Annotated in this window: 8 protein-coding genes, 4 tRNA genes, 3 rRNA genes and 1 riboswitch; of the genes, 12 read left to right on the top strand and 3 right to left on the bottom strand. The window is 53.6% G+C overall.

The features are described from left to right. Window positions 1-101 precede the first annotated feature (101 nt). Both fabR and AFK63_RS17495 read left to right on the top strand, forming a co-directional pair. A complete protein-coding gene (gene fabR / locus AFK63_RS17500) occupies window positions 102-740 on the top strand; it encodes an HTH-type transcriptional repressor FabR (RefSeq protein ID WP_071603750.1) in 639 nt (212 codons plus the stop codon). Window positions 741-750: 10 nt separating this feature from the next. After that, the gene (locus AFK63_RS17495; RefSeq protein ID WP_038865913.1) at window positions 751-1110 is read left to right on the top strand and encodes a YijD family membrane protein; all 360 of its coding nucleotides are present in this window, start codon (window positions 751-753) and stop codon (window positions 1108-1110) included. Between the two features lie 30 nt (window positions 1111-1140). Here AFK63_RS17495 and trmA read toward each other — a convergent pair whose 3' ends face one another. Next, window positions 1141-2241, bottom strand: coding sequence for a tRNA (uridine(54)-C5)-methyltransferase TrmA (gene trmA / locus AFK63_RS17490; protein ID WP_038865911.1), 1101 nt, complete (start codon window positions 2239-2241; stop codon window positions 1141-1143). 118 nt (window positions 2242-2359) lie between these two features. Then, a riboswitch (cobalamin riboswitch) is annotated at window positions 2360-2544 on the top strand. A gap of 70 nt (window positions 2545-2614) precedes the next feature. Here trmA and btuB point away from each other — a divergent pair. From btuB to AFK63_RS17445, 9 genes are all read left to right on the top strand, one after another. Further along, window positions 2615-4468, top strand: a complete 1854-nt coding sequence (btuB, locus tag AFK63_RS17485; RefSeq protein ID WP_038865961.1) for a TonB-dependent vitamin B12 receptor BtuB — start codon at window positions 2615-2617, stop codon at window positions 4466-4468. Continuing rightward, window positions 4413-5264 carry a glutamate racemase gene (gene murI, locus AFK63_RS17480; RefSeq protein ID WP_038865908.1) on the top strand — a complete coding sequence of 284 codons (852 nt, stop codon included), beginning with the start codon at window positions 4413-4415 and terminating at the stop codon, window positions 5262-5264. Before btuB ends, murI begins: the two co-directional genes overlap by 56 nt. 366 nt (window positions 5265-5630) lie before the next feature. After that, window positions 5631-7173, top strand: a 16S ribosomal RNA gene (locus tag AFK63_RS17475). A gap of 68 nt (window positions 7174-7241) precedes the next feature. Beyond that, window positions 7242-7318, top strand: a tRNA-Ile gene (locus tag AFK63_RS17470). A gap of 33 nt (window positions 7319-7351) precedes the next feature. After that, window positions 7352-7427 (top strand) — tRNA-Ala (locus AFK63_RS17465). A 169-nt stretch (window positions 7428-7596) separates the two neighbouring features. Beyond that, a 23S ribosomal RNA gene (locus tag AFK63_RS17460) occupies window positions 7597-10501 on the top strand. A 92-nt stretch (window positions 10502-10593) separates the two neighbouring features. Further along, a 5S ribosomal RNA gene (rrf, locus tag AFK63_RS17455) occupies window positions 10594-10709 on the top strand. Together the 16S, 23S and 5S rRNA genes with 4 tRNA genes alongside form the textbook arrangement of a ribosomal RNA operon. A gap of 54 nt (window positions 10710-10763) precedes the next feature. Next, window positions 10764-10840, top strand: a tRNA-Asp gene (locus AFK63_RS17450). 8 nt (window positions 10841-10848) lie between these two features. After that, a tRNA-Trp gene (locus tag AFK63_RS17445) sits at window positions 10849-10924 on the top strand. Between the two features lie 105 nt (window positions 10925-11029). Here AFK63_RS17445 and hdfR read toward each other — a convergent pair. After that, window positions 11030-11851 (bottom strand): HTH-type transcriptional regulator HdfR, encoded by an 822-nt coding sequence (hdfR, locus tag AFK63_RS17440; RefSeq protein ID WP_038865888.1) that lies wholly within the window; start codon window positions 11849-11851, stop codon window positions 11030-11032. A 119-nt stretch (window positions 11852-11970) separates the two neighbouring features. Here hdfR and AFK63_RS17435 point away from each other — a divergent pair, with 119 nt between their 5' ends. Further along, window positions 11971-12309 carry a DUF413 domain-containing protein gene (locus AFK63_RS17435; RefSeq protein ID WP_038865886.1) on the top strand — a complete coding sequence of 113 codons (339 nt, stop codon included), beginning with the start codon at window positions 11971-11973 and terminating at the stop codon, window positions 12307-12309. 72 nt (window positions 12310-12381) lie between these two features. Here the strand turns inward: AFK63_RS17435 and AFK63_RS17430 are convergent, their stop codons facing one another. Continuing rightward, window positions 12382-13902, bottom strand: a complete 1521-nt coding sequence (locus AFK63_RS17430; protein WP_038865883.1) for a YifB family Mg chelatase-like AAA ATPase — start codon at window positions 13900-13902, stop codon at window positions 12382-12384. Between the last annotated feature and the right edge of the window lie 273 nt (window positions 13903-14175).

Raw genomic sequence — 14175 nt, 5'->3', positions numbered from 1 at the left:
CTGGTCGCCCCCGCTTCGTAAACAATCATTCACAATCCGTTATAAACCCGGTAGTTTTAAAACTGGTATAGTGCCGTTTCAACAGGAAGGAATCAGGCAACGTGATGGGCGTCAGAGCGCAACAGAAAGAACGAACCCGGCGGTCGCTGGTGGAGGCCGCGTTTAGTCAGCTAAGCGCGGAACGAAGTTTTGCCAGCCTGAGCCTGCGCGAAGTGGCGCGCGAGGCCGGTATCGCGCCGACCTCGTTTTATCGTCATTTCCGGGACGTGGACGAGCTGGGTCTGACGATGGTGGATGAAAGCGGCCTGATGCTGCGACAGCTGATGCGCCAGGCGCGCCAGCGCATCGCCAAAGGCGGTAGCGTGATCCGTACATCGGTCTCCACCTTTATGGAGTTTATCGGCAATAACCCGAACGCCTTCCGGCTGCTGCTGCGCGAACGCTCCGGCACGTCGGCGGCGTTTCGCGCCGCCGTCGCGCGCGAAATCCAGCATTTCATCGCGGAACTTGCCGATTATCTGGAACTCGAAAATCACATGCCGCGCGCGTTTACCGAGGCTCAGGCGGAGGCGATGGTGACCATCGTCTTTAGCGCAGGCGCAGAAGCGCTTGATGTGAGCCCGGAACAACGCGGGCAATTAGAAGAGCGACTGGTATTACAGCTGCGCATGATCTCTAAAGGCGCCTACTATTGGTACCGTCGCGAACAAGAAAAGATGGCGCAACATTCCGATAAGTGAAGGACGAGCAATGAGAACCACGACACAAGAAAAGGGTACGCTGCTGCTGGCGCTGATCGCCGGTCTGTCGATTAACGGCACCTGCGCGGCGCTGTTCAGCTCCATCGTGCCTTTCTCGATTTTCCCGATTATTTCGCTGGTGCTGACGGTCTACTGCCTGCATCAGCGCTACCTGAATCGCACCATGCCGGTGGGCCTGCCGGGTATTGCCGCCGCCTGCTTTATTCTTGGGGTGCTGCTGTACAGCGCCGTAGTGCGCGCGGAATATCCGGCGATTGGCTCTAACTTCCTGCCGTCGGTGCTTTCCGTCGTGCTGCTGTTCTGGATAGGCTTTCGCCTGCGTCGCCGCAAGGCGCGCTACGACGAGTAAAAGAAAAGGGCGCCGCGGCGCCCTTTTTGATTAGCGGCGCGTTAACAGCACGCCGCACTCCATATGGTGGGTGTAGGGGAACTGATCAAACAACGCCAGGCGCTCGACGCGGTGCGTTTCGCAGAGCGTTGTGAGGTTGTCGCAGAGCGTCTGCGGGTTGCAGGAGATATAAAGGATACGCGGATACGCCTGCACCATTTTCACCGTTTCTGCATCCAGACCGCTGCGCGGCGGATCGACAAAGATCGTCTCGCACTGGTAGCTTTTCAGGTCGATCCCTTGCAGACGGTTAAATTCACGCACGCCGTTCATCGCCTGAGTAAATTCTTCCGCCGCCATGCGGATAATCTGCACGTTGTCGATGTGGTTCGCCGCAATGTTGTATTGCGCGGCGGCGACTGACGGCTTGGCGATTTCCGTCGCCAGCACGCGGTTAAAGTTGCGCGCCAGCGCCAGCGAGAAGTTGCCGTTGCCGCAGTAGAGTTCCAGTAGATCGCCGCGTGAATTCTGGGTGACATCCAGCGCCCATTCCAGCATATGAATGTTCATCGCCGCGTTCGGCTGGGTAAAGCTGTTTTCGACCTGGCGGTAGATCATCTCTGTGCCCGCCACCGGCAGACGCTCGTCGATGTAATCCTGATCGAGCATGATTTTGGTTTTGGTGGCGCGGCCGATGAAGTGTACGTCAAAGCCGTCTGCGCGCAGCGCATCGCGCAGACGTGTCGCCTCTTCACGCCAGGCGTCGTCCAGCGCGCGGTGATAGAGCAGCGACACCACGGCCTGCTGGCTGCGGGTAGTCAGATAGTCAATCTGGAACAGCTTATGGCGCAGAGCGCGGTTGTCGCGAATGCCGTCAATCATGCGCGGCATCAGGGCGTTAATCAGCTCGCTGGCCGCCGGGAAGCTGTCGACGCGAATGCGGCTGCGCGTCTCCTGATCGAAAATAATGTGATAAAGGTCGTCGCCGTCATGCCAGAGACGAAACTCGGCGCGCATGCGGTAATGGCTGACCGGTGAGCGGAACACCTCCGGCGCTGGCGCGGCGAAAGGCGCCATCATGCCTTGCAGGCGTTCTACCTTTTCATCCAGCTGTGCGTCGTAGTGATCGATGGGGAGATGTTCAGGGGTCATCATGCGTCCTGGGTGAGAAAAATTTACGCCGGGATTGTAGGGAATGCGGGCGTGATGTCCAGCTTTGATTGTTTTTGCATCATCCCTCGTGGAAGTCTGGACATCTATAATGCGCTCCATGTAGCATGCCGTTTCCGGTCTCCTGTGAGTGAAAAGGGAATCCAGTGCAAATCTGGAGCTGACGCGCAGCGGTAAAGACAGGTGGGATGAACGCGTTCGCAGACACTGCCGGCACGCCGGTGGGAAGTCCTCATCCATATCACACCTCCAAGCCCGAAGACCTGCCGGAGTCACGTCGCATCTCGCGCACTTATCGCGTTCTATCAAGTGCGCCTGCGGCATCCTAAAAGTTAAGCGGATGCTTACGTTAATGATGATAAAAAAAATCTCGCTGCTGACGGCGCTGTCCGCCACGGCGTTTTCTGGCTGGGCGCAGGATAGCGGCTCAGATTCTCTGGTGGTGACCGCAAACCGTTTTCAGCAGCCAGTGAATACGGTGCTGGCGCCAACCGATGTGGTGACGCGTGAAGAAATTGATAAATGGCAGTCTAAAACGGTGCTGGATGTGTTGCGTCGTTTGCCGGGCGTGGATATTTCGCAAAACGGAGGAATGGGCCAGCTCGCCTCCGTCTATGTCCGTGGTACTGATTCACGCCATGCGCTCATCCTTATGGACGGCGTACCGGTTTCTCGTCCCAACCTTTCCAACGACTCTAATCTTTATCAAATCCCGATTTCACTGATTCAGCGTATTGAGTTTATTCGCGGGCCGCGTTCAGCGGTATATGGTTCCGGAGCGATTGGCGGTGTGATTAATATCATCACGCAGGGTGATGATGAAGTGTCACGGATTGATGCTGGCGTCGGATCTAAAGGCTATCAGGAATATTCCGGCACGCTACGCCAGCGTTTTGGCGACACGGTGGTGACGGCGATGGGGGCGTATCAGACTACCCGTGGATTTAACGTTCAGCCGGGATCGACATGGAATCATGATAACGACCGCGACGGTTATCGTAATAAAACGTTCTTTGGCAGCCTTCAGCATCATTTTTCTGAGAATGTAGACGGTTTCTTTCGCGGCTATGGTTATGCCAATAACGCCGATTTCGATGTGGGAAATCCGCCGTATTCTCCGGCATTCAGCGCGGATGAAAACCAGTATGACAATCAATCATGGGATACCGGATTACGCTATAACGCCGACATCTACTCTTCTCAGCTCATCGCCAGTTTTCAGAAGCTGAAAAGCTATAACTACAGCAGCCTTTATGGTCGCTACCAGGATGGCACGACGCTTGATCGTATGGAGCAGCGTTACATTCAATGGGGCAACAACCTTATTGTCGGTCACGGCTCTGTCAGCGCCGGGGTGGACTGGAAGCAGGAAAAACTCACGTCAGTAACGCAGGCTGATACTGACCGTTTTAAACGTGATACAACCGGTATTTACCTAACCGGTCAGCAGCAGGTGCTTGAGAGCGTTACGCTTGAAGCGTCAGGCCGTGAAGATCATGACGAACAGTTTGGCTGGCATGGAACCTGGCAGACCGCGGCAGGCTGGGAGTTTGTTGATGGCTATCGCGCAACTCTTTCCTATGGTACAGGGTTTCTGGCTCCGGGCCTGACTCAGCAGTTTGGGTCGCCTCAGTATGGTATTGCGTCCAACCCGGATCTTCAGCCGGAAAAATCCAGGCAGTGGGAAGCGGGTATTGAAGGCGTCACCGGTCCGCTGGACTGGCGTTTGTCGACCTGGCGGTACAAGATTGACAACCTGATAAGCTATAACAATGACGCCTATTACAACGTCAAATCGGCCACGATTAAAGGAGTGGAGTGGACAGGCAATCTGACTACCGGTCCTGTGAGTCATGCGCTTACATTGCAGTATATCGATCCACGTGATGATGAAACCCATCAGCGCTTACAGCGTCGCGCCAGACAGCAGGTGAAATATAATCTCAGCGGTGAAGTTTCAGACTTTGGCTGGGATGTCACTTATCAGTATATCGGCGAGCGCGAGGATACTAACTTTAATACTTTCCCATCAGAAAAAGTGAAGCTCGGCAGTGTCAGCCTGTGGGATGTCGCGGTTTCTTATCCGGTCACCTCCCATCTCACAGTTCGTGGTAAAATAGCTAACCTGTTCGATAAAGATTACGAGACGGTTTATGGCTACCAAACTGCAGGACGGGAATACAACTTGTCAGGCAGCTACACCTTCTGAGGCTCGCCCAACCATTCTGGTGTTTGACTCCGGTGTGGGTGGGCTCTCTGTTTATGATGAGATCCGGCATCTCCTGCCGGATCTGCATTTCATCTACGCCTTCGATAACGTTGCCTTTCCTTATGGCGAAAAGAGCGAGGCGTTCATCGTTGAGCGCGTTGTCGAGATTGTGACTGCCGTTCAGGCGCGCTATCCCCTGGCGCTCGCCGTTATCGCCTGTAACTCCGCCAGTACGGTATCGCTCCCGGCGCTGCGTGAAAAATTCGCGTTTCCTGTGGTGGGCGTCGTTCCCGCGATTAAACCTGCTGCACGGCTGACCGCGAACGGCGTTGTGGGCCTGCTCGCGACCCGTGGCACAGTGAAGCGCCCTTATACGCATGAACTGATTGCCCGCTTCGCGAATGAATGCCAGATAGAAATGCTGGGCTCGGCGGAGCTGGTAGAGATAGCCGAGGCGAAGCTGCACGGCGAACCGGTTTCCCTGGAAGCGTTGCGCCGCGTGCTGCGCCCGTGGCTGCGTATGCCCGAGCCGCCGGACACCGTCGTCCTTGGCTGTACCCACTTCCCGCTGCTGGCCGATGAGCTGCTACAAGTATTGCCTGAAGGCACGCGGCTGGTGGACTCCGGGGCGGCGATTGCAAGGCGTACGGCCTGGTTGCTGGAGCATGAGGCGCCAGATGCGCGTTCCTGCGATGATAATATTGCTTACTGTATGGCGTTAACGCCCGAAGTTGCGCAGTTAATGTCAGTTTTGCAACGTTACGGCTTTGGAAAGCTCGAAAAACTGCCAGTTTAATGACGTTTTGTGCAAAAAAGAGACGAACGAAAAGTTTTTTGAATTTAGGGGTTGTCAGGGGAAAAGAACTCCCTATAATGCGCCTCCACTGACACGGCACAACGGCAAGCGAGCCGGCCCGTCAGGCAGACGAAAGCGAAAATAAACGCTTGACTCTGAAAGAGGAAAGCGTAATATACGCCACCTCGCGACAGCAGGCTGAAAGCCGCGTCGCACCGCTCTTTAACAATTTATCAGACAATCTGTGTGGGCACTCGGGGCACTGATATCTTAACGTCTACGGACGATAAACGAATATCAAGTCTCAAGTGAACAACAGTTAATTCATTACGAACTAACAGTTTAATTCTTTGAGCATCAAACTTTTAATTGAAGAGTTTGATCATGGCTCAGATTGAACGCTGGCGGCAGGCCTAACACATGCAAGTCGAACGGTAACAGGAAGCAGCTTGCTGCTTTGCTGACGAGTGGCGGACGGGTGAGTAATGTCTGGGAAACTGCCTGATGGAGGGGGATAACTACTGGAAACGGTAGCTAATACCGCATAACGTCGCAAGACCAAAGTGGGGGACCTTCGGGCCTCATGCCATCAGATGTGCCCAGATGGGATTAGCTAGTAGGTGGGGTAACGGCTCACCTAGGCGACGATCCCTAGCTGGTCTGAGAGGATGACCAGCCACACTGGAACTGAGACACGGTCCAGACTCCTACGGGAGGCAGCAGTGGGGAATATTGCACAATGGGCGCAAGCCTGATGCAGCCATGCCGCGTGTATGAAGAAGGCCTTCGGGTTGTAAAGTACTTTCAGCGAGGAGGAAGGGGTTAAGGTTAATAACCTTAATCATTGACGTTACTCGCAGAAGAAGCACCGGCTAACTCCGTGCCAGCAGCCGCGGTAATACGGAGGGTGCAAGCGTTAATCGGAATTACTGGGCGTAAAGCGCACGCAGGCGGTCTGTCAAGTCGGATGTGAAATCCCCGGGCTCAACCTGGGAACTGCATCCGAAACTGGCAGGCTTGAGTCTCGTAGAGGGGGGTAGAATTCCAGGTGTAGCGGTGAAATGCGTAGAGATCTGGAGGAATACCGGTGGCGAAGGCGGCCCCCTGGACGAAGACTGACGCTCAGGTGCGAAAGCGTGGGGAGCAAACAGGATTAGATACCCTGGTAGTCCACGCCGTAAACGATGTCGACTTGGAGGTTGTGCCCTTGAGGCGTGGCTTCCGGAGCTAACGCGTTAAGTCGACCGCCTGGGGAGTACGGCCGCAAGGTTAAAACTCAAATGAATTGACGGGGGCCCGCACAAGCGGTGGAGCATGTGGTTTAATTCGATGCAACGCGAAGAACCTTACCTGGTCTTGACATCCAGAGAATCCTGCAGAGATGCGGGAGTGCCTTCGGGAACTCTGAGACAGGTGCTGCATGGCTGTCGTCAGCTCGTGTTGTGAAATGTTGGGTTAAGTCCCGCAACGAGCGCAACCCTTATCCTTTGTTGCCAGCACATCATGGTGGGAACTCAAAGGAGACTGCCGGTGATAAACCGGAGGAAGGTGGGGATGACGTCAAGTCATCATGGCCCTTACGACCAGGGCTACACACGTGCTACAATGGCGCATACAAAGAGAAGCGACCTCGCGAGAGCAAGCGGACCTCATAAAGTGCGTCGTAGTCCGGATTGGAGTCTGCAACTCGACTCCATGAAGTCGGAATCGCTAGTAATCGTGGATCAGAATGCCACGGTGAATACGTTCCCGGGCCTTGTACACACCGCCCGTCACACCATGGGAGTGGGTTGCAAAAGAAGTAGGTAGCTTAACCTTCGGGAGGGCGCTTACCACTTTGTGATTCATGACTGGGGTGAAGTCGTAACAAGGTAACCGTAGGGGAACCTGCGGTTGGATCACCTCCTTACCTGCAAGATACAACCTCGCGTGCTCACACAGATTGTCTGATAGAAAGTAAAGAAGCAAAACCTCTACAGGCTTGTAGCTCAGGTGGTTAGAGCGCACCCCTGATAAGGGTGAGGTCGGTGGTTCAAGTCCACTCAGGCCTACCAACTCCTCAGGAGTTGAAGAGGTTTAACTACGATGGGGCTATAGCTCAGCTGGGAGAGCGCCTGCTTTGCACGCAGGAGGTCTGCGGTTCGATCCCGCATAGCTCCACCATCACTTCAGAGTGTACTCACTGAGTATACTGCGAAGTATTTGCTCTTTAACAATCCGGAACAAGCTGAAAATTGAAACAGACATGCTGCTGCATTCTTCCGTAAACAGGGAATGCGCGGTGTGTCAGAGTCTCTCAAACTCGCAGCACGAAGACTTCTTCGGGTTGTGAGGTTAAGCGAACAAGCGTACACGGTGGATGCCCTGGCAGTCAGAGGCGATGAAGGACGTGCTAATCTGCGAAAAGCGCCGGTAAGGTGATATGAACCGTTATAACCGGCGATGTCCGAATGGGGAAACCCAGTGTGATTCGTCACACTATCTCAGCATGAATACATAGTGCTGTGAGGCGAACCGGGGGAACTGAAACATCTAAGTACCCCGAGGAAAAGAAATCAACCGAGATTCCCCCAGTAGCGGCGAGCGAACGGGGAACAGCCCAGAGCCTGAATCAGCTTGTGTGTCAGTGGAACGGTCTGGAAAGGCCGGCGATACAGGGTGACAGCCCCGTACACGAAGGCACACAGGTTGTGAGCTCGATGAGTAGGGCGGGACACGTGATATCCTGTCTGAAGATGGGGGGACCATCCTCCAAGGCTAAATACTCCTGACTGACCGATAGTGAACCAGTACCGTGAGGGAAAGGCGAAAAGAACCCCGGCGAGGGGAGTGAAACAGAACCTGAAACCGTGTACGTACAAGCAGTGGGAGCCTTCGTAAGAGGGTGACTGCGTACCTTTTGTATAATGGGTCAGCGACTTATATTCTGTAGCAAGGTTAACCGTATAGGGGAGCCGAAGGGAAACCGAGTCTTAATTGGGCGTTAAGTTGCAGGGTATAGACCCGAAACCCGGTGATCTAGCCATGGGCAGGTTGAAGGTTGGGTAACACTAACTGGAGGACCGAACCGACTAATGTTGAAAAATTAGCGGATGACCTGTGGCTGGGGGTGAAAGGCCAATCAAACCGGGAGATAGCTGGTTCTCCCCGAAAGCTATTTAGGTAGCGCCTCGTGAACTCATCTTCGGGGGTAGAGCACTGTTTCGGCTAGGGGGCCATCCCGGCTTACCAACCCGATGCAAACTGCGAATACCGAAGAATGTTATCACGGGAGACACACGGCGGGTGCTAACGTCCGTCGTGAAGAGGGAAACAACCCAGACCGCCAGCTAAGGTCCCAAAGTCATGGTTAAGTGGGAAACGATGTGGGAAGGCCCAGACAGCCAGGATGTTGGCTTAGAAGCAGCCATCATTTAAAGAAAGCGTAATAGCTCACTGGTCGAGTCGGCCTGCGCGGAAGATGTAACGGGGCTAAACCATGCACCGAAGCTGCGGCAGCGACACTTATGTGTTGTTGGGTAGGGGAGCGTTCTGTAAGCCTGCGAAGGTGTGCTGTGAGGCATGCTGGAGGTATCAGAAGTGCGAATGCTGACATAAGTAACGATAAAGCGGGTGAAAAGCCCGCTCGCCGGAAGACCAAGGGTTCCTGTCCAACGTTAATCGGGGCAGGGTGAGTCGACCCCTAAGGCGAGGCCGAAAGGCGTAGTCGATGGGAAACAGGTTAATATTCCTGTACTTGGTGTTACTGCGAAGGGGGGACGGAGAAGGCTATGTTGGCCGGGCGACGGTTGTCCCGGTTTAAGCGTGTAGGTGTGATGACCAGGCAAATCCGGTTGTCTTTAACACTGAGGCGTGATGACGAGGCACTACGGTGCTGAAGCAATAAATGCCCTGCTTCCAGGAAAAGCCTCTAAGCATCAGGTAACACGAAATCGTACCCCAAACCGACACAGGTGGTCAGGTAGAGAATACCAAGGCGCTTGAGAGAACTCGGGTGAAGGAACTAGGCAAAATGGTGCCGTAACTTCGGGAGAAGGCACGCTGACATGTAGGTGAAGCCCCTGCGGGCGGAGCTGAAGTCAGTCGAAGATACCAGCTGGCTGCAACTGTTTATTAAAAACACAGCACTGTGCAAACACGAAAGTGGACGTATACGGTGTGACGCCTGCCCGGTGCCGGAAGGTTAATTGATGGGGTTATCGCAAGAGAAGCTCCTGATCGAAGCCCCGGTAAACGGCGGCCGTAACTATAACGGTCCTAAGGTAGCGAAATTCCTTGTCGGGTAAGTTCCGACCTGCACGAATGGCGTAATGATGGCCAGGCTGTCTCCACCCGAGACTCAGTGAAATTGAACTCGCTGTGAAGATGCAGTGTACCCGCGGCAAGACGGAAAGACCCCGTGAACCTTTACTACAGCTTGACACTGAACATTGAGCCTTGATGTGTAGGATAGGTGGGAGGCTTTGAAGCGTGGACGCCAGTCTGCGTGGAGCCAACCTTGAAATACCACCCTTTAATGTTTGATGTTCTAACCTGGCGCCATAATCTGGCGTGGGGACAGTGTCTGGTGGGTAGTTTGACTGGGGCGGTCTCCTCCCAAAGTGTAACGGAGGAGCACGAAGGTCAGCTAATCCTGGTCGGACATCAGGAGGTTAGTGCAATGGCATAAGCTGGCTTGACTGCGAGAGTGACGGCTCGAGCAGGTGCGAAAGCAGGTCATAGTGATCCGGTGGTTCTGTATGGAAGGGCCATCGCTCAACGGATAAAAGGTACTCCGGGGATAACAGGCTGATACCGCCCAAGAGTTCATATCGACGGCGGTGTTTGGCACCTCGATGTCGGCTCATCACATCCTGGGGCTGAAGTAGGTCCCAAGGGTATGGCTGTTCGCCATTTAAAGTGGTACGCGAGCTGGGTTTAGAACGTCGTGAGACAGTTCGGTCCCTATCTGCCGTGGGCGCTGGAGAATTGAGGGGGGCTGCTCCCAGTACGAGAGGACCGGAGTGGACGCATCACTGGTGTTCGGGTTGTCATGCCAATGGCACTGCCCGGTAGCTAAATGCGGAAGAGATAAGTGCTGAAAGCATCTAAGCACGAAACTTGCCCCGAGATGAGTTCTCCCTGAGACTTTAAGTCTCCTGAAGGAACGTTGAAGACGACGACGTTGATAGGCCGGGTGTGTAAGCGCAGCGATGCGTTGAGCTAACCGGTACTAATGAACCGTGAGGCTTAACCTTACAACGCCAAAGAAGTCTGGCGTGTTGAGAGATGATATTCAGCTTGTGACGGATAAACGTTCATGGCGGTATGCGGTGAACGACAGAATTTGCCTGGCGGCTGTAGCGCGGTGGTCCCACCTGACCCCATGCCGAACTCAGAAGTGAAACGCCGTAGCGCCGATGGTAGTGTGGGGCCTCCCCATGCGAGAGTAGGGAACTGCCAGGCATCAAATTAAGCAGTAAGCCGGAATCATAATCCGGTGGTGTGACGAAATTCGGTGGAGCGGTAGTTCAGTCGGTTAGAATACCTGCCTGTCACGCAGGGGGTCGCGGGTTCGAGTCCCGTCCGTTCCGCCACCCTATTTAGGGGCGTAGTTCAATTGGTAGAGCACCGGTCTCCAAAACCGGGTGTTGGGGGTTCGAGTCCCTCCGCCCCTGCCAGAAATTATCCTTAGCTTCGGCTAAGGATTTTTTTTATCTTTTTTCCCCTTCCACAATCCCTGCTTTTTAACAGATTTTATCTGTCACCCCTTATTTTTAAAGTAATCAGGTAATGACAGGGATCTTTAAAAGATCTTTAATGCTGTTATTTTTATCGCTATTCTGCAGCCAGATAGCATAAAGCGGCCTTGAAAGTGTTCCACTATCAATAACAGGATACAGATCGCTTTTCTCCCGGGCCCAGCTGACTGGTAACCACGTACACCCCTGCAATTCTGCGAGCATTTTTCTGGCAACATCAGCCGAGCTTGTCGTCAGCACCGGAATATCTTCAGGCGTAATAAGCCCTGCTTCGTGCTGCTGAAAATCAGGCCCCCACTCAAGTCGAAGATAATGGAGGCTGGTTTTGCCGCGTTCTGGCTGTGCGCTGTAAAGCCCGAGCGCAAAATGCCCCAGTAACTGGCTTGAAAACTCATCCATCTTCGGCGCTTCGGTGGTGATAAGCAGATCTAACTGACGTTCATGCAGCTGTTTGACCAGCGACTGCCGCTGCGCAATGCGTGCTTCAAACTGCATGCTCCCTTTTTCCTGATAAAGCCTCGTAAGCCACCCGGAAAGCATACATTCCCAGAGAGACGCACTGGCGCCTATCGAAAAGAGATTATGCCGTGACGTTTGCGCGACATCTTTGCGTGCGGTTTGCCAGATATTCATCAGGTTTTCCGCATACGGCAGTAGCCTTTCGCCGGCCGCGGTCAGACGTATGTTATTGCGATGTCGCGTAAAAAGATTCACACCCAGTTGGTTTTCAAGCTGACGGATACGAAAGCTTACCGCTGATTGCGTCAGGTAAAGCGCTTCAGCCGCTCTGCCAAAATGACGGGTGCGGCTGACTTCAAGAAAGGTTTTCAGCAGGTCGGTATCCACATCTCACTCCACAAAAAAATTTGTCGTAATGATTTAAATGTTTTGTTTTACACTCTGTCAAGCGTAACTAATACTCCGCGCCATAAATAGCTCGGCCAAGAGAATTAGGAGCGTGTAGGATGGCGGAAAGCTTTACGACGACTAATCGATTTTTCGACAACAAATATTATCCGCGCGGGTTCTCTCGCCATGGTGACTTCACCATTAAAGAAGCACAGCTGCTTGAACGTCATGGCTATGCCTTTAATGAACTGGATCTCGGTAAGCGTGAGCCTGCGACTGCTGAAGAAAAGCAGTTTGTTGAAGTTTGTCGTGGCATTCGTGAGCCAGCGACTGAGGCAGAACGCGTCTGGTCAAAGTATATGTCGCGTATCAAGCGGCCTAAGCGTTTTCATACTCTTTCTGGCGGCAAGCCGCAGATGGAAGGGATGGATGATTACGCGGAAACGGATGATTAATCAAATGGGGCGCAAGCCCCATTATTTTATGCCAGCCATAAAAACAACTGCAGTATTAGCCTCACCCCATCGCTATGCCATCATGTTTTGCAAATGGGCCAGCATCCTGTCTATGGCGCGGTAACTCAGCGCCTCCTGTAGGTGCTCCCGGCCAATTCTCTCTTCTTTTGCACTGTCTGCAATGGTTCTCGCCACTTTCAATAGACGCTGCCAGGCGCGTACAGACAACCCAAGCTTGATTAACGCCGCTTCCAGCCACCGCGCATCTTCCGTGCTGAGCGTACAAAACTGACGTATCTCTCCGTTATCCAGTGTCGCGTTGAGCTTACCCTGCCGTGCAAGCTGCCTTTCACGGGTTTGGATAACGCGCTCACGTACCTGCCCGCTACTTTCACCCACTTGCGCTGACCGGCTTAGCATACCTGGCGGCGGCAATGGAACCTCCAGGGAGATATCAAACCGGTCGAGGAAAGGCCCTGATAGACGCCCGAGATAGCGTAGTGTCTGTTCTGGTGAGCAGCGGTTATGGCTTCCTTTATAATGGCCGGTCGGGCTGGGATTCATCGCCGCAATAAGCTGAAAGCGCGCCGGATAAGTGAGCTTTGCCCGGGTTCTTGAAAGATGAATTTGCCCGGATTCAATAGGCTCGCGCAATGCATCCAGTACGCGACGTTCAAATTCAGGTAACTCATCAAGAAAAAGTACACCGTTATGGGCAAGTGAAATTTCTCCGGGTGCAGGTATAGCGCCTCCCCCTACCATCGCATTCAGCGACGCACTATGGTGAGGGGCCCTGAAAGGCCGCTGACGCCACTGGTGATGTAAAGAGACGGGGTTGACCAGGCTAAGGATTGCCGCGCTCTCCAGCGCCTCCTGGTCGCTCAGAGGCGGTAGTAATCCGTTGAGTCTACTGGCTAGCATTGTTTTACCGGTGCCGGGAGGCCCGATAAACAATAAGTTATGGCCACCCGCGGCTGTTAATTCCAGCGCGCGTTTCCCCTGTGATTGTCCAATAACTTCACTAAGATCGCCCGCAGGTTGCTTAAAATTAAATTCGGATGGCTCGGCTGGTTGCAGCGTCGTTTTGCCTTCCAGAAAGGCACACACCTCTTGCAGATGATGCGCGACAAGGCAACCTTCTTTATTAATCAATCCCACTTCCGGTGCGTTATCGTGCGCGACGATAATTTTCCTGTTACAGCCGAGAGCCTCCATGGCTGCTGAGATCGCGCCAGGCACCCCCCGCAGCGCGCCTGTGAGGGCCAGTTCACCGACAAACTCATACTCTCCTAGCTGTGACGCGCATAGCTGTTCAGAAGCTGCGAGAAGCGCAATCGCAATCGGCAAATCATACCGCCCCCCTTCCTTCGGTAAATCGGCAGGCGCCAGGTTAATCGTTATCTTCCTGGCAGGAAAATCATAACCGCTATTGATAAGCGCGCTACGTACGCGGTCTCTGGCTTCCTTAACTGTCGTCTCCGGCAGGCCAACAATTGTCAGGCCGGGTAATCCGGCGCTGATATGCACTTCGACCGTAACGAGCGGCGCTTTTACTCCAAGCGCAGCGCGGGTATGGATAACAGATAGCGACATAACCCCCTCCTTGCATCTACAGGGTTGCAGCCGGGAGAGGTTTAATCGAGGCAAAATTCGCGCTTTTTCGTTGCAAATAGCAAACTTTTATTGCAAGACAGTCAACGTTAGAAATTCATTCGAGACGTCTCGCAAAAGAGTAATAAGTTTTTAAAAGGACGTTGCGGCATAACTCCGTTTCGCTAAAAATCCTGAAAAAATTTCAGTTAACACTACTGGTTGATTACGTTGGGGTTTTAATAGATTTCATGAATGTATTTCAGTAATACGTCA

Source organism: Cronobacter muytjensii ATCC 51329 (genome assembly GCF_001277195.1).
Taxonomy (GTDB): Bacteria; Pseudomonadota; Gammaproteobacteria; order Enterobacterales; family Enterobacteriaceae; genus Cronobacter; species Cronobacter muytjensii.
This window is presented reverse-complemented; position numbering and strand designations above follow the sequence as displayed.